General features: G+C 61.6%; 16 protein-coding genes. 3 read left to right on the top strand and 13 right to left on the bottom strand.

Annotated features, from left to right (window positions below):
* Positions 1 to 369: 369 nt before the first annotated feature.
* The gene (gene tagH, locus NKH21_RS19785; protein ID WP_352867027.1) at positions 370 to 1,425 is read right to left on the bottom strand and encodes a type VI secretion system-associated FHA domain protein TagH; all 1,056 of its coding nucleotides are present in this window, start codon (positions 1,423 to 1,425) and stop codon (positions 370 to 372) included.
* A 276-nt stretch (positions 1,426 to 1,701) separates the two neighbouring features.
* Between tagH (NKH21_RS19785) and NKH21_RS19780 the strand changes: the two genes are divergently transcribed.
* The 3 genes from NKH21_RS19780 to NKH21_RS19770 are packed head-to-tail and all read left to right on the top strand — an operon-like array spanning position 1,702 to position 4,812.
* The gene (locus NKH21_RS19780) at positions 1,702 to 4,032 is read left to right on the top strand and encodes a type VI secretion system Vgr family protein (protein WP_352867025.1); all 2,331 of its coding nucleotides are present in this window, start codon (positions 1,702 to 1,704) and stop codon (positions 4,030 to 4,032) included.
* A gap of 10 nt (positions 4,033 to 4,042) precedes the next feature.
* Positions 4,043 to 4,465 (top strand): DUF6484 domain-containing protein, encoded by a 423-nt coding sequence (locus NKH21_RS19775; protein WP_352867023.1) that lies wholly within the window; start codon positions 4,043 to 4,045, stop codon positions 4,463 to 4,465.
* A complete protein-coding gene (locus NKH21_RS19770) occupies positions 4,465 to 4,812 on the top strand; it encodes a hypothetical protein (RefSeq protein WP_502911902.1) in 348 nt (115 codons plus the stop codon). Before NKH21_RS19775 ends, NKH21_RS19770 begins: the two co-directional genes overlap by 1 nt.
* A gap of 1 nt (position 4,813) precedes the next feature.
* Here the strand turns inward: NKH21_RS19770 and NKH21_RS19765 are convergent, their stop codons facing one another.
* The 12 genes from NKH21_RS19765 to tssF are packed head-to-tail and all read right to left on the bottom strand — an operon-like array spanning position 4,814 to position 20,396.
* A complete protein-coding gene (locus tag NKH21_RS19765) occupies positions 4,814 to 5,737 on the bottom strand; it encodes a beta propeller repeat protein (RefSeq protein WP_352867022.1) in 924 nt (307 codons plus the stop codon).
* A complete protein-coding gene (locus tag NKH21_RS19760) occupies positions 5,737 to 6,684 on the bottom strand; it encodes a DUF4150 domain-containing protein (protein ID WP_352867021.1) in 948 nt (315 codons plus the stop codon). Before NKH21_RS19760 ends, NKH21_RS19765 begins: the two co-directional genes overlap by 1 nt.
* Complete coding sequence (locus tag NKH21_RS19755) at positions 6,684 to 7,706, bottom strand: 3-oxoacyl-ACP synthase (protein WP_352867019.1); 1,023 nt, start codon at positions 7,704 to 7,706, stop codon at positions 6,684 to 6,686. Before NKH21_RS19755 ends, NKH21_RS19760 begins: the two co-directional genes overlap by 1 nt.
* On the bottom strand, positions 7,703 to 8,806 hold the full coding sequence (locus NKH21_RS19750) for a DUF2169 family type VI secretion system accessory protein (RefSeq protein ID WP_352867017.1): 1,104 nt from the start codon (positions 8,804 to 8,806) through the stop codon (positions 7,703 to 7,705). The genes NKH21_RS19755 and NKH21_RS19750 overlap by 4 nt, the downstream gene beginning before the upstream one ends.
* Positions 8,806 to 9,348, bottom strand: coding sequence for a type VI secretion system-associated protein TagF (gene tagF / locus NKH21_RS19745; RefSeq protein WP_352867016.1), 543 nt, complete (start codon positions 9,346 to 9,348; stop codon positions 8,806 to 8,808). The genes NKH21_RS19750 and tagF overlap by 1 nt, the downstream gene beginning before the upstream one ends.
* Entirely contained in the window at positions 9,330 to 12,866 is a 3,537-nt protein-coding gene (gene tssM / locus NKH21_RS19740) for a type VI secretion system membrane subunit TssM (protein ID WP_352867013.1), read from the bottom strand. The genes tagF and tssM overlap by 19 nt, the downstream gene beginning before the upstream one ends.
* 1 nt (position 12,867) lies before the next feature.
* Positions 12,868 to 14,190 carry a type IVB secretion system protein IcmH/DotU gene (gene icmH / locus NKH21_RS19735; RefSeq protein WP_352867010.1) on the bottom strand — a complete coding sequence of 441 codons (1,323 nt, stop codon included), beginning with the start codon at positions 14,188 to 14,190 and terminating at the stop codon, positions 12,868 to 12,870.
* Positions 14,191 to 14,194: 4 nt separating this feature from the next.
* Positions 14,195 to 15,529 (bottom strand): type VI secretion system baseplate subunit TssK, encoded by a 1,335-nt coding sequence (gene tssK / locus NKH21_RS19730; RefSeq protein WP_352867007.1) that lies wholly within the window; start codon positions 15,527 to 15,529, stop codon positions 14,195 to 14,197.
* Positions 15,530 to 15,568: 39 nt separating this feature from the next.
* Positions 15,569 to 16,024 (bottom strand): type VI secretion system lipoprotein TssJ, encoded by a 456-nt coding sequence (gene tssJ, locus NKH21_RS19725; protein WP_352867004.1) that lies wholly within the window; start codon positions 16,022 to 16,024, stop codon positions 15,569 to 15,571.
* A 3-nt stretch (positions 16,025 to 16,027) separates the two neighbouring features.
* The gene (gene tagH, locus NKH21_RS19720) at positions 16,028 to 17,500 is read right to left on the bottom strand and encodes a type VI secretion system-associated FHA domain protein TagH (protein ID WP_352867001.1); all 1,473 of its coding nucleotides are present in this window, start codon (positions 17,498 to 17,500) and stop codon (positions 16,028 to 16,030) included.
* The gene (gene tssG, locus NKH21_RS19715; RefSeq protein ID WP_352866998.1) at positions 17,497 to 18,558 is read right to left on the bottom strand and encodes a type VI secretion system baseplate subunit TssG; all 1,062 of its coding nucleotides are present in this window, start codon (positions 18,556 to 18,558) and stop codon (positions 17,497 to 17,499) included. Before tssG ends, tagH (NKH21_RS19720) begins: the two co-directional genes overlap by 4 nt.
* Complete coding sequence (gene tssF / locus NKH21_RS19710) at positions 18,522 to 20,396, bottom strand: type VI secretion system baseplate subunit TssF (RefSeq protein WP_352866995.1); 1,875 nt, start codon at positions 20,394 to 20,396, stop codon at positions 18,522 to 18,524. The genes tssG and tssF overlap by 37 nt, the downstream gene beginning before the upstream one ends.

Below are 20,396 nucleotides of genomic sequence, written 5' to 3'. Positions count from 1 at the left end.
TTCGTATTCTGCCCGCGTCGTGGATTGGTGCGGATGACGGTCTTGCCGACCGGGCCGAAAGGATCGTCCTTCGAGCTCATCGCCGATATGCCGCTGCCGTGCAGTGTCCGCGCTCACGTGCGAGAGGCGCCAGATCTTTCCTGGCTGGATAGGGCACGCAATGGTCCTTCCGGCAAGGCGGTCCGGAGCTACAAGAAAGTATGGTGCCGCAATGTGACATTTGCCGCAGACCCCCAGGTCAATCAGGCTTACCCGCTTGGCGAACTGTCGCATGTGATCGTAGTCCCAGATGTTCCCGATTGGAACATGATGCGGTGCGCCGACGCTCTTTTCTTCGTCAGCTACAGCGGCGCAGTCTGTTGCGCCGGTCTATTTGTGCTTGGCAGCTTTGGCATAGGCATCGCTAAAATAGGCCAAGAATATATCCAGCATGCCGTTTTCGTGTGCTTCCTCCATGCTCCTCCACGTCCCGACAAAAGCGTCCCATGCTTGGGCCTTCTTCGAGGTAAACGATGTCGGCGGGAGCTTTTTGCCGATCGCTTCCGGAGACAGGTCGTCAAGCAGTCGCGAGAGCGCTGCTTGCATGGCGGCATAGGTGGCAAATTCGTGCGCCTTGAGATCGCGGAACGCGTCCTCGACGCTGCGCCTGGCATCGAGATAGCCGGCCCTGCGCCGCGCGAACATGATTTCGAGTATGTCGTCGGTGCCGGGGACAAATTTGAGGGGATTGTTTTCAGCGGAGCTTATCATCGTTCGATGTGGGCTCTTGGCCAATGTCTTTGCAGCCGCACGTGCCTTCAGCAGCATGGCCAGCTGCTCGACCACCGTGCGAAGCACTGCGCCGATTTCGGCAGCGACTTCATGCGGATCACGCAATTGAAACAATTCCGGCGAGATGCCTGCGCCGATTGCAATTTCCCGCAGCACCTCGTCTGTAGTCGAGGGGACGGCCCTAGGCAGCGATGATGTCGATGGCGGTGCTTGCCCCAGCCATCGCTCTGCCGAACGGAAGAGAGGCTCGCCTCCGGAATCAAGCAGCCGATCGGCCGCGGCCGGCATCTGTCCTTGCGTCGAACCTCGGTCGGCCTCCGGATCAGTTGGCGTTGCATGCTCGTCGTCAATCGATACCAAGATGACGTAGCGACCGACCAGGAGCCTGTCGCCGTGGTCTAGCCGGCGCGGACCGGTGATGCGTTGGCTCGATCCATTGATGAAAGTGCCATTGCGCGAAATGTCGTGCAGCCAAAACGCGCCTGCCTCGTATCGGATCTGGCAATGCCGGCCTGAGATGAACTTGTCAGGATCAGGCAAGATCCAGTCGCAATGTTCGCGCCCGATTTTGAAGCTGCGATTACGCGATCGGTAGCCGGGCGACACGCCAGCGGGCAGGGCATCGACATTGCTGATCTGCAGACTGATTAACATGCGAAATCGCCTGTGTGATCGCTGGCGGCCTTGCCGACACGATACTCCATGTTTTTAGAGTGGCTAATCCCAAATTTCGCATCACGTGGCGCAACGCAGCGAGCGAACCTTGGCAACGCAGGCCGGGCGACTCTTCATGTCCTCTTTGGCCAGCACAACAAGATGTGGTACGTTCCATATGGACTGGCAACCATCGAGGTCGATGCGATTTCGATCTCCTGAACCGGATATTCAAATCCACCGCGCTGGCTGCCGGGCCAAGGAGGGGCACGACCCATGCCGAGTGAACAACGCGCCGCGGTGGTGCAAACGCCGGTTGGCGATGAGCTGTTGACCTTCACACATCTCGTCGGGCGCGATGAGATCAGTCGTTGTCTGGCCTATACGGTCGGGTTCGTGAGCCCCAGCCAGGATATCGATCCGCTGAAGATGCTGGGCGGCGCCGTTTCAATCGAAGGTGAATCCAACCCCCAGCGCTGGTTCAGCGGCATCGTGTCGGACTTTCGCCTTACCCGGATCGAAGACCGGCTGGCCTATTACGAAGCCGTCGTCCGGCCATGGCTCTGGTTTCTCGGCAATACGACCGACTGCCGCATTTTCCAGAACATGAGTGTCATCGAAATCGTTGAAGAGGTATTTTCGAAATACAACACGGCAAGATTCGAGAAGCGCCTGCAAGGGTCCTATCCGCCGCGCGAGTACTGCGTCCAGTACGACGAGACCGATCTCGACTTCGTGCAGCGGCTGCTCGAGCACGAAGGCATCCTGTATTTCTTCGAGCATGGCGAGCGCAAGCATACCCTTGTGCTGGCCGATGCGATGAGCAAGCTGAAGCCGGCGCCGGGCTATGAAAAAGTGCCGTACCACTTTGAGGGGCAGGGCTCCCGGCGCGATGTCGAATATATCACCGAATGGATCCCGGGCAGCTCGGTGCGGCCGGGCTCCTATGTCCATACCGATTATGATTTCAAGAAACCGGGCGCCGACCTGATGGCCAAGTCGGCCCAGCCGTTCAGTCACAAGTTGGCTGCGGGGGAGAATTACCGGCAACCCGGCGCGCATCTGGAAGTGGGCCGCGGCGACAGCCTGGCGGCGATCCGGCGCGAGGAAATCCAGGCGGTGCACCAGCGCATCGCCGCGGTTGGAACAGTGCGCGGCCTGTACTCAGGCTGCACGTTCAAGCTGGACGGCTTTCCGCGCGAGGACCAGAACCAGGAGTATCTGGTGGTCAGCGCCGAATACAGGCTCTTTGACCCTGGCTACAGACCCCATGCCGACGTCGACAGCGAGAACTTCAAGGTGATCCTTGGCGTGGCACCCACGGCCTTGCCCTATCGTCCGCCGCGGGTCACGACACGGCCGATCATGCGCGGTCCCCAGACGGCGACGGTGGTCGGTCCGTCCGGCGAGGAGATATTCACCGACAAGTATGCGCGGGTGAAGGTCCAGTTTCATTGGGACCGGTTGGGCAAGAAGGACCAGAACAGTTCCTGCTTCGTGCGAGTTTCGCAGACCTGGGCCGGGAGCGGCTGGGGTTTCATCCAGATACCGCGCATCGGGCAAGAGGTCATCGTCGACTTTATCGAAGGCAATCCTGACCTGCCGATTATCACCGGCAGGGTCTACAATGCCGCGCAGATGCCGCCTTACGGGCTGCCCGGCAACGCCACGCAATCCGGCTGGAAATCCGATTCGTCAAAAGGAGGCGGTGGCTACAACGAACTGATGTTCGAGGACAAGGCCGGCTCCGAGCTGGTCAACTTCCAGGCGCAGAAGGACCATCACCTCCTGATCAAGCACGACCGCAACAAGCTGGTTCAGCACGATCAGTCCGACCGCATCGACCACGACGCCAAGCACTCCGTCGGCCACAACCTCGACGAGGACGTCGGCAACAACAAGACGGTCAAGGTCGGCGTCGACCAGACAACCAACATCGGGTCGAACGACACCGAGACGGTTGGGGTGAATCGGTCGCTGACAGTCGGATCGAACGAGACGATCCACATCGGCGCGAACTCTACCGAAAACATAGACGCCAACCATTCGCAGACCGTAGCTATTGTCCAGACAATCACGGTTGGGGCGGCGCGCGTCGATACGGTCGGTGCCTCGGAGACACGAAGCGTCGGCGCGGTACAGACGAACACAATCGGCGCGTCGCGGTCGGTCACCGTCGGGGCGGGGCAGAGCCATGCCATTGGTGCTGCCGACAGCTGGCAGATCGCATCGAACCAATCCGTCCAGATAGGTGCCGACCAGAGTTTCAAGGTCGCTGGCGCACATTCTTCGCAGATAGGTAAGGGGCGAGACGCCAACATTGCCGAGGACGATGCGACTGATGTCGGCGGTGCGCGCTCGCTGAAGATTGCCAAGGGCAGCCTTGTTCAGATTGGTGAGGACGGTGCCATCAAGGTGGGCAAGGATTTGTTGATCGAAGCGGGCGATTCTATCGTGATCAAATGCGGATCAGCGGCGATCTCCATGAAAAAGGACGGGACCATCAACATCGAAGGCAAGGACATTTCCGTGAAAGCCTCGGGCAAGATTAACGTGAAGGCTTCAAGTGACATCACGATGAAGGGTTCGGAGATCAAGCAGAACTGAGGGCGGCTGGATGAACAAGACCCGAAAGCGGATCGAAGGTGTGATAATCGGAGTCTTTCTTGGCTTCGACGACGAAGCGCCGCTCGTCGTATTCCCAGGCAATGAAAGCGAGACAGCCGTGAGAGCGCGAAGTCTGGCCGAGATGCGCTCCGACATGATCGGTTCCGAAGTTGCGCTGTTATTTGAAGGTGGCGATGTCGGCCGGCCGCTAATCGTCGGACGCATTGTGGAACTTAGCCGCACGCCTCAGGCGCAAGTCATACGCGATGGCAAAGAAGTACGCATTGTGGGCGACGAGCGCATAGAGCTGCGTTGCGGCAAGGCCACGATCATTCTCGAAAAAGACGGCCATATCACTATCCGGGGTACCTACGTTACGAGCCACGCGAGCGCCGCCAATCGTATCCGTGGTGGCTCAGTGAACTTGAACTGATGGCGCCGCCAATCCTGCGCGATATTGTCCGACAGCATGCCGAAATGGCGGCGTTTCTCTGGATGATCTATGACCATCACCTACTCCATCCCGACGAAAATCCGGAGATGGACGAAGTGCGCCTTGCCCGCCTGATCGAAAGATTGGAGGCCCATCTGGATGGGCTGCGGGTAGCCGGAGACCGCGGCCACAAGATCGCGCAGGAGCGCTATGAAGAATTCCATGAGGCTGGAGAACTCTTCGTGCTGCGGATGCTGGTGGCGCCCAAGCCAATTAGGGTCGTGGATTTAGACCTTGTCAAAGTGAGGCAGTATCTGGCGATGGCGCTGCAACAGAAACAACTTTAATCTAGCGATAGTTGTTCATGTCGACCGCTCGCAGAAAAATGTTGCCGTCATAGCCCATTTCGAAGCCAGACCAGTTGGTGCCGTCGAACAGAAAGAATTCGTGCCAGCCCGCGACAACAAGAAACTCATCGGTCGCCGACATTGTAAAGCCCTGTTCCGTTTCCAGCATGGGCACGAGCTCACGTCCCTGCTGCACCGAAACGCCATAGCTCATGTCCGACCAGTATCGTTTGCCGCGAAATTCACAGATGTCGTAGTAGTCGACCTCATCGGCCTTCAGCAAAATCAATTGGCTGTCGCGCAGCTCGTAGGCCGCCCCGTTCGCCCCACCGATGTATACCTCGCCTGCAGCGCCGGCCAGGACGGTGTTGAAGTTTTCCTCGACACCAAGATCAATACGATCCCAGTGCCGCCCGTTGAGCCTTAGAAGAAGTCCTCGGTCGCCAGCGCAATAGATTGGCCCGCCATCTCGGCCATGGATATCGTTGAGCACAGCCTTCTCAAAGGTGTCCAATTGGTCCCATTGGCCTCGCTCACGCAGATAACTCACGCCGAGCCCTCCAATTGCGAAGACACGGTCGCGGGACGGCGCCCATAAACGCGTCAGCACACCTTCGGGCAATTCCGTGCGTGACGCCGCCCCGGGCGGGAGGTCGTGGATGATCCCGCCGAGTTCGAGCGCAATATGATCCTGACTCCCGAAACTGACGTGCGAGCGTAACGCGTCCTCGATCTGAAGCCTTGCGTTGAAGCGAATAGTTCGCCCCAGCTCGATTTCGAGAAGATAGGACCGGCTGAACTCGTCATCGGGATCGCTCAACTCGAAGCTCGCGCTGAAGCGATTGCCGCCATGATGGAATCCGTCAACGGCCTGGACATCGATTTCTTCGGGGTCGAAATCGGCGATGGTTTCGGGTTCACGCATCACTTCTTCCTTATCGGTTTAGCCAACAACTCAGCGTGCGTCGGCTTCGGTGCTCTGGCGCAGTCAGCAAGGTAGTCGAGGAGAACAAGCTTGAGACATTCGAGCGCGTCCTCCTTCTCCTGTTTTGTGCAGCTCTGCAGCTTTTCATGATGGTCGCCGACCGCTTGCTGCACCTTCTTGATCGCATCGCCTAGGGTCGGGCTGCGCTTTTTCTTCAAGAAATCGCGGACATCTTTAGTCTTCTTGTTGTGCGGCGAGCCGCGTTTCGACCCGGAGCCGGATTTGCGATATCCGGTCTTGGTTTTCTTGTAGGATTCCATGCAGATGCAGGGCGCTGTGTCGACGTCGTAGTTTCCCCAGCCGGAATAGTTGTCGCCGCCGCGACTACGCTGGAACATCTGATTCTCGAAGCAGTGCTCGGACTCGGTCGGGTGCTGGCAATCGGAATCCTTGTGTTGATGGATGTATATCCCAACGCTGTTCAAAATTGTCGCGCAGTCTTGCCCATTGACGCTTATTGCCGCGGTGTGCGGCCACGTAACCGTATTTCCGATGGGCGATGCATGGTTGTTGGTGGCCAGATCCGTCATGCGGATGACCGGCTCGCCATCGAACTTCACATCGTTGGACCAGGAATTGAAGTAGCCCTTTCCGGTATTCTTTGATGTGATAACGCCTTTCTTGGCGGCGCAGCCGGCCTCGGTTCCGGATGTTCTGGATAGGTCCGACTTGTTCTTGATGTTGACGGTCTTGCCGCCGATCTTGACGGTGCCTGTGCCTTGCTCGGTGTCGCTGGCCATTCCGAAGCTGGGGTAGGGGATGGGTACTCCAGGCGGCGTTGCCGGGTTTTCCGGCGGTGTGAAACAGACGTCGGGGAATGCGGCGATCGTCTGCGCGTTCACAGCCTTGCCGGAAATTTCCAAGCCGTTGGCGAACACTGCGCCCATCACAGCGGCCTCCCTGCGACGATTGCTGCGCCGCAGGCGCCAGCATCGTTTGATGCCTCAATCAAAACCGGATTTCCCGCGGCATAATCTTTGCGCGCTGCGGTAAAAGCCATGCCGAGCATGAGAGGCACCACGGCGGCTCCGATGTTGCCGAGGGATTCTCCGGGCGACCAGATGTCCTGGAATTCGTGCCGGCCGCGCAGCATGCGCAGGCTGGCCAGCGCGCTCTGCTTGAACCAGTACTGCTCCCCTACGAGATCGGCGATACGGTATCCGAGGCGGTTCATTTCGATTCCGGTTTCTTCGAACGCCGCTCGATAGGCTGCCGTCATGCCGTCGGCGCGAAATGGCAAATCTTCGGTGTTGTAAATCGACGCGTTCTCGCGTGAGAGCCCAAGCCCGAACAGCCGCATTCCTGTTTGCCCATGTTGGGTGCAAATCACCGCCGCCGCCGCTTCGCCGGGTATGAACCCGTTAGGATTTCGAGGCGTAAGGATGCGGTTGCGTGAAAGATAATGGGTGACCGTCTGACTTGTTAGATAGCTGTCGACGCCGGCAATCATGACAAAGGGCACATCGCCTGACGCCAGAAGCCGTCGAGCATGATCCAACGCGACAATGCCGGAAGGTCTTCCATGCGCGATTATTTTGCAGCTTGGATGCAGCTCGATTTCGACGATCTCGGCAATGCTCCTGAGCAAACCGGAATCATCGCGGACATACCTACCAGGCCTGTCCTCCTCGGGAAGGCATAGGATCAGTGCTGTCTGGCCGCGCGCCTCGGCTACGCTGTCGAATGCTTCACAAATTGCGCCGGCCGCCAAATGCGCCATGCGCCTGTCGCCGATCCAATTGCGCGGCAGCGGGATCGGCGCACCGGTCAGCCATTCGCCGGCGGACCCAAGAAGCCGCGTCTGTTGGAATCCATCGAGTCGTGCCCGCATCGCAGCGCAGGCGGACGGCGCGTCGAGGCCGACAGCCGTCACCATGCCGATCGAGACGATGTCGAGCCTCGTGCTCATGCGGCTTCGCTCTCTCGCACCGGCGTGATGTGGTTTATGCGAATATAACGTTTCCCCTTGCTCCTCGCTCTCAGCATAGCCGGCGTCGGCGGGCCGACCCAGCACTCTGAGAAATCGATGATGGTCCGCTGAATGCGTTGCGATATACGCCAGACCAGCGAGAAGCGACGTTCTTCGGGCTCGAGGAGAACGGTGTCAGGATAAATGTCGGCCTCGTAAGCCTTTTGCCGGCCCTTGAACAAAGCGATGGGCAGTGCCGTCGAGGGTAGCCGAAAACTCACGCGTCCTTCAGGCGTCAGGTTGACCAACTGGACCTCTTCACCGCCACGCGGAGAATCGATCTGCTGGTCGGGCGGCGCCATTTGAAAATAGCGCTCGTCGAAGTCTGGCGGGAGGAAGGGAAAAATGTTGTCGATCCAGTTCTGATCGTAGGTGCCGCCATATTCGATCCGTCCAGGCCAGCCGCGTCCCATCGGACCAAAACTCATCGGCTTGTAGTCGCCGAACGGCGAGCGGATTTCTTCGCCGACAGCTTGCGTATTGGGCAGCCGTAGGCCGGGAATGAGACGCTGATTCTTCGTGCGCGACCAGCCGGTTCCGACCGGATTGTACTTGTAGCTGGCCGGAAGTTGGTCCTCCGGGTCCAGCCTGTCGACGCCGCCCCAGGCGACGTCATATGATATCGGCAGTTTCAGGAATGGCTGCGGGGCGGTGGAGGTGAACACCGGTCCGATGGCGCGCCACTCGCGGTGGCCGACGGCTTCGAACAATTTCGACCAATGGCCCACCTTGATGCCGACCGGTACACGTTCGGCCGGACGTCCTCCCGGTGCGTACGCAAAGCCATTGGCGATCACATCACAACGCGGCTTGCGAAAAGCGAAGTCGGTCTCCCAGAGCGTGGCGGAGTAGCCGGGCTCTCCCGTCTGGATGTCGGCAAAGACGAGTGGCACTTGCTCCGCAGATTTTTGGGCCGGCCCGCCTGGCGTCGCGGGAAAGTCGAACGTGCCCTTCACCACCACGACGATCCATTCATGGCCGGCCTTGTCCATGCCCATGGTGAATTGGTGCGGATAGCCCATCTGGTTCCAGATCTGCATCAGCTGGTCTCCCAGCTCGCCGCGAAGATTTGCTCCAGCGTCGTTTGAGGCGACAGCGGGTCGATGTCGAAAATGTCCGAACGCGCTGTCCACATCACCATATCGCTGATGAGCTCTTCGCCCGGTTCAACCTGCGGTACTGGCAACGCAGCCAGCGCGCCATCCAATTCATCCGGCGTCAGCTCGCCGCCCTGGGCGGCTATGGCCACCCTTTCGATCTCGGCAAACCATGCATCGGCATAGGCAAGCTCGACGGGAGCCTCGGAAAGCTGCACGACGACGCTCAACGGAAACTGCCTGCCAACCCTGTCGGCGCTCTGCACGATGATGCCTGCCGATGCGCCGAGAAAACCCGGACCGGACAGGAACTGCAGCGCGGTGCTCCGCGGCCAGGATTCCGAGCCAATGAGCGGGACGACATGCTGCGCCAACCAGCGGTCCCAGGCGCGAACAAAATCTCCTGGCAGCCGCCGCGTCACAAAATCGCCGGTAGCAGGCATCTTGCCGTAAAAGCCGGGCAGGATCATATCTGCGGCGGACATGAAAACTTCTTGAACATCTGCAGGTTGTAGGGGTTTTCGACGCTGGCGGCCTTGAGTTGGAAATCGGCGTACATGCCTTTGGTGCCCAGGCGCAGGCTGTAGACGTCCGACAGCGAGGTGCCGGTGAAGCGACCGCTGCGCAACATCCTCAGCCACGCCCAGCTGCCGGTCTCGTTGAGCAAGATCTCGGGCGAGCCATCGATCGGCTGGAAGGCAAGCGAGATGACGCCCGTGCCGTCCTTGCCGGGCCACGTCATCGGCTGCGGCCTCGTTGCGTTGTTATAGTAGACGAGGTTCTGGCCATCGAGGTTGAGTGTCACGCGCGCGACATTAGGCGACAAATCCTTCGGCTCGAGTGTGAAGCTCATCAGCGGGCCTGTACCGGCCGGAAAGAGATCATCGCGGATCCGCCTTGCCTGTTCGAACGCGGCCAGTGCCGACGGGTCGAGGCCGAAATCGGCACGCCATTTCCATGGCTGCGCCGACGTGTCGACATAGCTGATCAGATGGTCGTTGATGAAGGTGTCGATCAGCCCTGCCGGTCCGAACAGACGGGCGAAGTCGCGGACATTGACGTCTACGGCGCTGTCAGGGCTGAAAGGATAGCGGTTGTTGAGTGCTGCCTGGCAGAACGGCAGGATGTCGGCGCGCCAGATGGCGTTGAGCTCCGAGGTGACCGCCTTCTGTGTCAGGCCGCTAGTATCGCCGGCAATACCGCCCAACCAATCATCGATCGGGTCGGGCAGGATCTGCGCCTGCCTGGCAACCGCTCCAGTCAGTTCGGCGAGGCCGCCCTGCTTCTTGATGGCGTCCTGAGGATCGGGATTGGCCGTCACCGTCTGCAGCACGTTGGACAGTGCGGTAAGCGCGACAATGGCGGCGTCGAGCGCCGGCGGCTGGCCGTCGACCTCGGCAATGGCACCCTTGAGCGGCTTGAAATGCTCGGCCACCAGACTGCCGGTAAGATCCACCTCGTCGGCGGAGCCGGCACGCGGCAAAAGCTTTGCTCCGGTTTTTACGATCTTGCCGAGCTTGCCCAGCTTGCCAAGCAGTTTCGAGCCACCTGCCGCCGCTGCCTTGTCGTTTGTCGGCGCTTCATCGGATCGCGTAAGCTCGGTCTCCTGGACCACCGCGGTGACCAGGCGCTTCAGCGCGGAGTCGGCACTTGAAAGGTCCTTGAGGTTCTCACTGGCGACGTTGAGATCGGTCAATGGCGCCAGCCTCATGTCGCGCAGGAAGCTGTCCCATTGCGCGATGTAGTCGTCGTAATAAAGCTTCAGAATATCTTCTGACAGCGCTGACACCGAGGTTTCGGAATTTTCCGAGCAACCGCCGGCGAACACTGCCCGGTCGAGTGCTGCCTGGGCGGCGACATCCTCGACCCGGTCGAGAATGGCGTCATGGAAGCCGGCATAGGTAAACGCTCCCGAAATGCCGACCCTAAGCGTCTTGTCGGAACGCCGCGCAAAGACCTTGGCGCCGTTGGGGCCGGCGAAGTTGGCAGGAATCCATTCCTTGAGCGCAGTCACCGCCGGGTCGGCCAGCAATTGTTTATAGGCACGCGCCGGCAAGGAAATCGTGCAGACGGTTTTCAGTGCCTCGGCAACCAGCGCCTGGTCCGGAGCGATATAACTGGCGTCAACCGCCATGCGACGGATCGCGGCAAGCTGGTGCTGTTCGGCGTCAGCTGTCGGAAAGGGGGCAGCCGCGGCGAATTCGGGCAGACTGTTGACCCACCAGCTCTGGGCGAAATCCGGATCCATCTGAGAAAGGCCGGTCATCATGCGATAGGTCTTCAGCGCGCCAAGCATGAAGTCCGGGTCGCGGATCTGCCGCCACATCGTCGCCTCGAGCAGCGCCACGATGTGCGGCTCGAGAACGTTGCGCAAAGCATGATCGTAAGTGTCGGTCTGTGCCCGCACCAGTTCCGCCGAGGCTGATGGCCCCAGCAAATCCTGTGCCGCGCCAGGCGGCGGGGTGCGGGCATTTGCGACTTCATCCATCGCACTGAGAGCGCCATCGATCGCAGGCTGTTCTACGGATGCCGGGTTTGCCGCGGCCGAGGTCAGTGGCGTTTGCAGCGCCTCGAACTGGCTTGCCTGGGCCGTGATCGCGTTGCGGTTGTCGTAATAGGACCAGGTGAACAGGCCGCTGACCAGCAGGGCGGCTGCGGCACAGGCGGCGGCCGCGCCACGCCAGATCCAGGCACGGCGGCGTTGCGCCAGCGGATCGAAGGTGCCTAGGCCGGCTTCCTTGAAGATGACTTCTGTAAGCAGGTTCCTCAGGAAGAAGCTGCGTTTATCGACACGCGGCGCGGCCAACGCCCGGCGCGGCGGAAGGCCGAAGGAGGCAGACAGCGCCGCGGTCAGCCGATCGATGGGCGCCCCTTCCTGGGTCGCCGACGTCAGATAAAGGCCACGCAGCCAGGCGGCCTCCTCATACCTGCTTTCCCCGAACATCGCCTCGATCAGTACCTGGATCGGCTCGGACAGGCTGGCGAGTTGGGCGGGAAACCTGAAGATTTCGGCGCGGGCAGCAAGCTTGTCTTCGTCCTCCAGCCGGGGCACCAGCCGCCGCTCGAGCTCGGTTGCTAACGTCGCGATTTCCCGCTCGATGGTCTTTGCATCGACATGCGCGTCGAGTGCGAACGTAGTGCCCCAAACCTGCTCGCGCGCAGCCGTCGACAAGCCGCCGAAGAAAGCCTCGAACCCCTTGATCAGGTCGGCTTTGGTCAGCATCAGATAGACCGGAAGGCGGATTTCAAGGCGATCGTTGAGCTCGGCCAGCCGACGGCGGATCTTGCGGCCATGCGCCTTGATGGCGTCGTCGCCCTCCGAAAGCACATCGATCGAAAGCGCGACGATCACACCGTTGAGCGCGCGACGGCCCCGGTGCTTCTTCAAAAGGTCGAGGAAGCCCAGCCACTCCACCGCGTCGACGTCGGGTTGGCTCTCCTGTTGGACATAGCGGCCTGCAGTGTCGATCAGAACGGCGCTCTCCGAAAAGAACCAGTCGCAATTGCGCGTGCCTCCGACCCCTTGCAGGTCGTCGGTCAGGTCGATCGGAAAGTTCAACCCCGACTGCCGCAAGGCTGTGGTCTTGCCGGTGGCCGGCGGTCCGACGATCACGTACCAGGGCATCTCGCGCAGGAACTTGCGACCGCCCAGTTTGCGGCGCTTCAACTCGGCCATGACCTCGCCGAACTTGGCTCCGACGGCAGCGACATTCTCTTCGCCGGGGCTGAGTGGTTTCTCTACCGCCGGCGCGGCGATTTCGGCGACGAACATACGGTTGGCACGGATCGCCCGACGCTGGGCAGCGATCAGCCAGATCAGCCAGAAGATGACCAGCAGCGCGATGATGACGATACGCACATTGTCGGAGGCGAAAGGGTCGTAGGGGCCGACCCTGACGATCGGCCCGAATACCCAGATCACAAAGGAAAGCAGCGTGATGCCAATCAGTGTCCACAGCCAGCGTGATGTCAGGACCGCCCAGAGGAAGCGCAGGATGAACATCTCACAGCCTCTTTTCGACCAGCACCTCAACGCGCCGGTTCAGGGCCCGGCCCTCGCGCGTGCCGTCATCGGCCACTGGATCCGTGGCTGCCCGGCCCTCGGAATGGACGCGTTCCTGCGGCACTCCGTTTTGCACCAGCATGTCGGCAATGGTCTGGGCGCGAGCCTCGGAAAGTCGCTGGTTGGTCGACAGCGGATTGGTTCTTTGCAGAGGCACGCCGTCCGTATGTCCGACCACGGTGATGTTGCCGATCAGGTCCCGATTGGCCAGGATCACCTTGGCGATCGAGCCGATCAGCGGCTCGAATCCTTCCGTCAGTGTTGGCCGCGAGGACTGGAACAGTTCGGGGCTGGAGGCCTGGATGACCAGCTTGGCCAGCGAAACGCTCTCCGTGCCGCTCAGAGCCGATCTGAGATTGCCCGGCGCGCCGGCCTCAAATTCGGGCAGCAGCGCGAAATCCACAGTCTCCGGCGGCGGGACATCGACGGTTGGCGATACGCGGCTGATGTCGCCACGGGTCGGCGGCGGCAATGCGCGGACCAGCGCTGAAAGCTCCACCGCCTGGCTGCTTAGTCCCATCGAGAGCCCGACATAGGTCGCGGTGGCGATGACCGCCGCGGCCAAGGCCATCACCCAGATCGGAACAATGAAGCGCTGCGGCTCGTCGGATGCGATGACGCCTTTCCAGTTTGGCGACAGCGGCGCATTCTCGGCGTCGGCATCGCGCAGGAAACGTGCCGCGGCCACACGAACGGCATTGAGCGAGCGATCGCCCGACCGGCCGGGCACGCGATACTTGCCGCGAAAACCGAGTGCCAGGCAGTCATACTGGAGTTCCAGCAATTCGCGGTCTCGGTTCGGATGGCGTTCCAGTTCGTCGAGCCGTGTGAAGAACTGCGTGCCGGCGTCGACATCGCCGCGCAACATGACCACAAGCGGCTGACGCGGCCACGCGCTGGCTCCGCCCCAGGGCGTGTTCAGGGCCAGATCGTCGAGCAAGGCCGCCACCACCCAGGCTGCCTGATCGGCCCGCTCCATCGACGACCCCGCCGCCATTGCCGTGTCGCGTGCCCGAACCAGTTCTTCCAGCAGCCGGGTGCGTAACACCTCCGGATTCTCCGGTGGCAGCGCGCTTTCAAGCTCAGGCGCAAATTCGAGCAGGGGTGCGAAGGCGTTGACAAGGCCGTTCGGGTGGGTGCGCGAGCGTTTAACCGGCCCGCCCGGCAAGGATGCCGCCATCGGTCGCGGCATCGGCGTGCCGGTCAGCCTGATGCGAGTGCGTTCGCGATCCTCCGACAGTCCGAAAGGATCATCCCGGCTCATGGTTTCACCTGTTCACCGAATAGCAGTCCACCTGCGGTTCGCTCGGCAGTACACCCGAAACGCCAATGACGAAGCCTGGGGCACCGAGCAGCGATGCCCAGTGCTCGCTTTTCTGATCGAGCTCAAGGCAGAGCCGATCGCCGTCGTAAGGAATCTCGCGCGGTTGCGAATGAAGCGGTTTCAGCGGGATGCCAGGCAGGCGGGACTTCCACAGGCCCTCAAACTCATCCGCCGAGCCTACGGTCGCCTGGTTGACGAATATCTTGCGTAGCGCGTCCTCCGACAGTTCCGAACCGACCCGGATGACGATCCGGCTGGCCACCAGCAGCTTCGGATTGTCGATGCGGATTTTCCAAACATTGGTCGAATGGCGCATGACGGGCAGCGCGCGCGATTTCGGCTCAACGTAGCGCAGGCTCAGGATCAGTGAGCGCAACGCATCCGCCAGCGCCGAAAACGGTGGGCCGGGCGCCATGTGATCGTAAGCCGGCAGCTCGCCCAGTCGTCGCGCGCTCGAGCCGTAGGTCGCCATCGAACCGGCAAGCCCGACCAGTTCCAGGTAAAGTTCGGCCGGATGGAAAACATCCTGCGCCAGCATATGGGCCAGTCGCGGACGCGCCGCGTTGGCGAGGTTGAGCATCAACAGGTCTTCGACGCTGCGCCCGGGCCCGCCCATGACCATCTTGCCATGCGCCTCGGCGATCTGGTCGAGGCCTGTGACAACTTCCAGAAGCAGTTGCCGGTACCAGGCCACTGCACCAGTAACCAGGGCCGGTGGCAGGAACGTCTCGTCCAGCGAAACGCCGCCATCGGCTCGAATCCCCTTGATGTCGGCTATGGGCAGGGCGGTATAGCCGCCGACCGATTTGCCGGGTGCAAGCAACAGCGATTGCGGCCGGGCGATTTCGATTTCTTCGGGGTCTGAACCGCCCTGGACGGCATCGCGCACCGAAACGATCCGTCCATGATATCGCGCACCGCTGGGTGGCGCATGCGCGGGATCGAAGCCAACCCCGCCGGCCGGCTCGAGCGGCAAGGCGACCAGCACCGGGCCGGCGCCTGTATCCGGGGTGACCGGCAGCGGACGCGGCGCGTCCATCAGATCAGGAATGGAGAAGGGGGTTCCGTCCGGGAAAATGCCTCGTGCAGACAGGATCGAGATCTGGCCGGCATCGAGCAATGCCTTATCCAGGGTCAATCGCTGAAAGCCGAACGTATGCAGCTGGCCGGCCTCCAACGCGCCGCGCACAGTCGCCTCAAAGAAACGATCCTGCTGCTGGAAATGCTGGGTCCGCAGAAAAAGGCCCTCGGACCACAGCACCCTGTTTGCATCGCTCATCCGGCTACTCTCTGCATCGAGCTCCCCTCGCCTTGGCCGTCAGGCGGAAATGCCGCCGCTGCCGAGTGTGACATTGACCGTAAAGTTTGATCCGGGCGAAACCGATTTGGTGGTCCGCCAGTTTCGCCCGCCAGGCTCACGGATAAGTGCAACGAAGCCCAGGGCCGTCGCATCCGGTTCAACTGTAATGGTCTTGGTCGCGGTTTTTCCAGGCCCGACGGCAATCTGGTCGGATCCGATCAGATCGCCTGCCAGTGCCGAGCCGGCATCCCCCTGCAAGGCAAAGTAGTCGGCGGCGTTGAACTTACCGGTGCTGCGCAGCCGCATGACCAGCACTGTCACTGGCCGGTCGCCGCCACCTGGTCCAGGGTTCATGCCGGCCGCTCCTGTCAGCTTCACGGTGATGACCGACGGTTTTGGCGGCCCGGCGCTTTGACAGGCCGTAAGCAGCCCGGTCGCACCCAAGGCAACGATAAATTCGCGTCGATCGATCATGTCTTACTCCTCCTCATATGCATCCCGAAAATCGGCGCCGATTTCGCCGAGAAAGCTCTTTTCTGCGCTCTCGGCGATTTCACGATGGCGTTTCTGGTAGAGCTCCCACAGCTTGGCGCCGCGCCCGCCCGACAACAGCGTGCCGATCGCGGAACTCGATTTCAGCTCTTCTTCGATGGCAGCCGGCTCAAAACGGTCGACCATCCGCCGCAGGGCCGCCTGCACGCCGCGCCAGGCGCGTACGTGATGTTGTGCGAGGTCGCGAACCGCATCCGCGATAGCCGCTTCGCCGGCGAGAAACCCGGGGCTGCGCTCCGCGATAAGCGTCACGATTGCGTCGTCGACCGTCGGCAGAAACTTGAGGGGATTGACTTCGGAGGCTCCGACCATTGTCTGGGCAACGCGGGCATTTCCTTTTTCTTCGGCGCGCTTGCGCAGCAGCTGCATCAATCCTTCCATCATAAGCCGATATTCGCGGCCGAACTTCTCCATCTCGGCGACGGCGTCGCGCCCGGGAAAATCGGCTTCCGCCACACCCATACCGCGCAGGAATGCGGTGCGAAGCGCCATGTCGGCGTGCTGTCTCGCAGGCGGCTGGCGGGCGGGGCTGGCGGCTGCGCCTGCCCGCATCGGGGGAGGGGCATCTGCCGCTCGCACGGGCAGGTCCCAGGAATTGGCCGCTTGCAGTGGCGGGGTGTCGCGCTCGCGCTGACCGGTCGAGCGCGCATCGCTTCCCGGGCTGGCCGCCGCTGGCCCAAAACCGAAGTCGTCGTTGAATTCCGGCAGCTTTGCCGTCGCGGGCTCCGTTGAGCCGTTGGGGAACGCTCCCGACTCGAGGCCAAATGGGTCTGTCTGCTTGGGTGCGCTGGCTGGTTCTGGATAGTTTGCGCTGCCTTTGGACCCCGGTGTTGCGACCGGATCGAGGCTGAACGGGTCGTCGAAAGCAGGCGAGCTGCGCTGTCTGGAATTGGCGCGCTCGAACGCTCCCGGGATCGGCTGCTCGAAGGGGTTCGGCAGCTCGGCTGGACGTGGCCGCTGCGGCTCTTCTTCCACGGCGGCTGAAAAGAAATCATCACGGCCGATGCTGACCGGCGCCCGAGACGCCGGCGGTGAGCGCTCCGGAACTGGGGCTGCGGCTGCTGCTGTGGTTTGGGCACTCGACGTCTGCAGATCGACATGCACGATGTAATCGCCCAGTTTCAGCCGCATGCCATTGCGAAGACGCGTCGACTTGCCTGCGCCGAGCGGGCTGTCGGAGTCGTCTATGAACAATCCGCTGCTCGACGTATCGGTGACGAAGTATCCATCGCGCCCACCAGTGATCCTGCAATGGGCGCGTGAAACGAACATATCGGGATCGTCGATCTGCCAGCCGGCGTCGGCGCTGCGGCCGATCACCAGTTCCCCCTCGTCAAGCCGGGTCTGCCGTACCGCCTGGGTGCGTGGCCCTTGCTCCAGCGTCAGCAGCAGACTCATGCCGCGACCTCCGCCCCTTCCTGCCGCCAGCCGACTAATGTCCGCAGCCGCATGTCGTCAGCATCGCCCCTTTCAGCGGGCCGCGCAAGCCACGCGGTCCGGGCGAGTTGCACGGTTCCAATACGCGGCGGCGGAACGGCATCGCGCGCCAGCACGATGCGTAGATCGACGTCGAGCGATTCGCCGACCATGTCGCTAACGGCTTGCTTGAACAATTTGAGGCGTTGACCGCCCGGCAGGAACGCCTTGAACTCCTCATAGCCCAGCGGGCCGACGCGGAGCTCGATCCTGCTTTGACGGTTGAAGACGCGCGGACCGATCGTCGCTCCCCGACCGAGCCCTGCGTAGGCTTTGCCGAGCCGGGTCTGGAGCGCGGCTGGTATGGTCATCCAGGCAGCGATGAACTCCCTGATCTGGACCGGCACCTTGAACGCCTCAGCCAGGAACAGCGTCAGCCGCTCGGGGCCGTCGACCTGATTGGCAAGCGAGGCGGCCTGGCGCACCTTCACGGGGTCCAGTTCGGGATTGTGGGTGCCGGGAAGCCCTATTCCCGCCATGGCTTCAAGCATGGCGCGAACGCGCCCACCTACCCGGCGCTCGACCTGAACCGCCGGATGGGCGTCCGCCCACGCCCTGTAATACAGCGCAATCATGCGGTTCTGAAGAATGTTGACGAAGTCCATGAACGTCGTGTCGCTGGTCTGCTGCGCATCGGCGCCGGTGAACCAGCGTTGCGACAGGCGATCGAGTACCCAGCGCGTCAAATGCAGGGGCATCGGACCTTCAGGTCCCATCAGACCGATGTTTGCGACCGTAACCCGAGCGGGCGCTTTGTCAGTCGCTTCGCGGAATTCTGCCAGGTCCTTGGCGGAAAAGCTGAGACGGACATGCTGCCCGAGCCGCGAGGGCTCGCGCTCCGGCGGGCCGGAATAGCCGAACAGCCCGCCTCTTCGTTCGAGTCGCCGCAACAACTCGAAGAAGTCGAATGCATCCGACAGCATTTCTGACCGGCCAGGCTTGTCTAGATCAGGTAGCGATTGCCGGGCGTCATCGGCCATGGCACATCCTCCTGCTTTTGCAGCAGCCATGTGCGGGTTCGCACAAAGCCGTTTATTCCGGCATGACGGGCAAACAGCCGTGCCAGCAAGGCCGAAAGCAGCAAGGTGCTCTGCCCCGCCAGAACCGATTGATCGACATGCAATGTCACCTCCGTGCCTCGTCCGAAGCACATCGGCCCATCGATCTGCAGCCGTTCGATGACCGACCGGGAGTCGATACGCACGATCGAGTGCACATTGCGGGCGAGGCTCGGGTCTCCCCTGTCGGCGTAAAGCTCAAGCAGCGCATGCAGCGGATCGACGCCGCGACCTTCCTTTGCAAGGCTTAGAAAGTTGAGGGCGAGCTGCGCTACAAGCCGCCAGGCGAGATTGTCAGCTCGCGATTCACCCGCCGCGCCCGCCGGCAGCGCTGCGGGGATGGCTGGGCGAGGCGGGCGCAATGCGCCGAGAAGCCGGATCGTTTCGACCGGATCGCCGGCTTCCAGAGTCAAGGTAGGGTTGTCGTCAAGAATCGGCAGATCGCGGTTGGTGCAGAGCGCCACGATGTCGAGGCGCTTCAGCGGCCGGTTCGCTGGACTTTCCGCCGGACGTGAAATCGCCAGGAAAACGTCGTCGCCGGTGTATGAAGTGCGGGTGAGGCCGTCGCGCCGTTCTTCCTCCGTCGGGCGGCGTGGGCGCCGTTCGGTGGAATAAACCCAACCGCTGCCGCGGTTCTGTCCCAGGCTGAAGAGCTCCGGGATTGCGGCGTCGCTCCCCTCGCTGTCGGCGTCCTCGACGCCGACAACCCGATAGATTTCGAAGTCCCGCGCTCGCGTGCGGTCGGCATGCAGCACCTGCCGCGTCTTGCGCGGATCGAGCTCGATGACGTTGCACTCACGTTCGAACAGATTGATGATCGGCGTTGCGAAAAGTTCAAAATCGGCCGCCGTCACATCAGCAAGTTCAGGCACCGGACGCCTGAAGATGAAGATGATCTCGAGTTCGGCTGTGCACGTGCGCACGATGGGCTGCAATCCCGAAACCCGAGCGTAATGAAAACGCTCCGGCATCATGAAATATTCGCGCAGAAGACGGTACCCTTCGAAGGTCGGACGTGTACGAGGCATCAGCGCCTCGTCATCGTTGATGCCGACCATTTCAGGTACCGGCAACGGCGAGATCGGGTTGGCTTTGCCTTCCGGCCGTGCACCAAGGGCCGAGCAGGCGCCGAAAATCGCGTCGAAAAGCAGTGGTGCCTTGGTGCGCGCGGAAAAGTAGAGATCAAGCCGGTCCAGCGACAGTTCGTCGAGCTTGCCTTTTCCGGTACGAGCCAGTGTGATGCGAAGCGCCGCCTCGCCATTCACACCGCCGATCCGAGCGATGCCGGCGGCAGCCAAGGCGCTGCGATCCTGAAAATAGCCGACCGAGGTGATGGCAATCGGCCACAGCGTGATGTCCTGGGCGGTGGTGAACGTGCAACGCGTCGACAGGCCTGGCAGGAGGCTGGAAACCAGACGCGTTTTGCGCTTGACGACATGGCCCCCAATCATTGTCTGGACCTGCTGGCCGGGTTTGAACACCACCATGGCCGTTGCCGGCGCCGGCGTGACAAGATCGGGATAGAGAACATCAAGGACGGCGCGCGAGAAACGCGAGCGTTCCGCATCGACCTTGAGCCGGGTCCGCGCGGCCAAGAAAGCAACGCCGTCAAGCAGCCGCTCGACGTAAGGGTCCGGACAGGGGACCGTATCGAGTGAAAGGTTGCGCGCCACCGCCGGATGCATGTCGGCAAATTCTGCCGCGAGCGCGCGGATATGGGTCAGTTCCTCCTCGTAATATTCTACGAAGACCCGGTCCAT

Source organism: Mesorhizobium sp. M1329, assembly GCF_040318035.1.
GTDB lineage: Bacteria > Pseudomonadota > Alphaproteobacteria > Rhizobiales > Rhizobiaceae > Mesorhizobium.
The sequence above is the reverse complement of the archived record's forward strand: the minus strand, read 5'-3'. Positions and strand labels throughout refer to the sequence as shown.

Bases quoted from the DNA above. Each gene is read 5' to 3' on its own strand.
- tagH (WP_352867027.1), bottom strand. From the start codon at position 1,425: ATGTTAATCAGTCTGCAGATCAGCAATGTCGATGCCCTGCCCGCTGGC.
- NKH21_RS19780 (WP_352867025.1), top strand. From the start codon at position 1,702: ATGCCGAGTGAACAACGCGCCGCGGTGGTGCAAACGCCGGTTGGCGAT.
- NKH21_RS19775 (WP_352867023.1), top strand. From the start codon at position 4,043: ATGAACAAGACCCGAAAGCGGATCGAAGGTGTGATAATCGGAGTCTTT.
- NKH21_RS19770 (WP_502911902.1), top strand. From the start codon at position 4,465: ATGGCGCCGCCAATCCTGCGCGATATTGTCCGACAGCATGCCGAAATG.
- NKH21_RS19765 (WP_352867022.1), bottom strand. From the start codon at position 5,737: ATGCGTGAACCCGAAACCATCGCCGATTTCGACCCCGAAGAAATCGAT.
- NKH21_RS19760 (WP_352867021.1), bottom strand. From the start codon at position 6,684: ATGGGCGCAGTGTTCGCCAACGGCTTGGAAATTTCCGGCAAGGCTGTG.
- NKH21_RS19755 (WP_352867019.1), bottom strand. From the start codon at position 7,706: ATGAGCACGAGGCTCGACATCGTCTCGATCGGCATGGTGACGGCTGTC.
- NKH21_RS19750 (WP_352867017.1), bottom strand. From the start codon at position 8,806: ATGCAGATCTGGAACCAGATGGGCTATCCGCACCAATTCACCATGGGC.
- tagF (WP_352867016.1), bottom strand. From the start codon at position 9,348: ATGTCCGCCGCAGATATGATCCTGCCCGGCTTTTACGGCAAGATGCCT.
- tssM (WP_352867013.1), bottom strand. From the start codon at position 12,866: ATGTTCATCCTGCGCTTCCTCTGGGCGGTCCTGACATCACGCTGGCTG.
- icmH (WP_352867010.1), bottom strand. From the start codon at position 14,190: ATGAGCCGGGATGATCCTTTCGGACTGTCGGAGGATCGCGAACGCACT.
- tssK (WP_352867007.1), bottom strand. From the start codon at position 15,529: ATGAGCGATGCAAACAGGGTGCTGTGGTCCGAGGGCCTTTTTCTGCGG.
- tssJ (WP_352867004.1), bottom strand. From the start codon at position 16,024: ATGATCGATCGACGCGAATTTATCGTTGCCTTGGGTGCGACCGGGCTG.
- tagH (WP_352867001.1), bottom strand. From the start codon at position 17,500: ATGAGTCTGCTGCTGACGCTGGAGCAAGGGCCACGCACCCAGGCGGTA.
- tssG (WP_352866998.1), bottom strand. From the start codon at position 18,558: ATGGCCGATGACGCCCGGCAATCGCTACCTGATCTAGACAAGCCTGGC.
- tssF (WP_352866995.1), bottom strand. From the start codon at position 20,396: ATGGACCGGGTCTTCGTAGAATATTACGAGGAGGAACTGACCCATATC.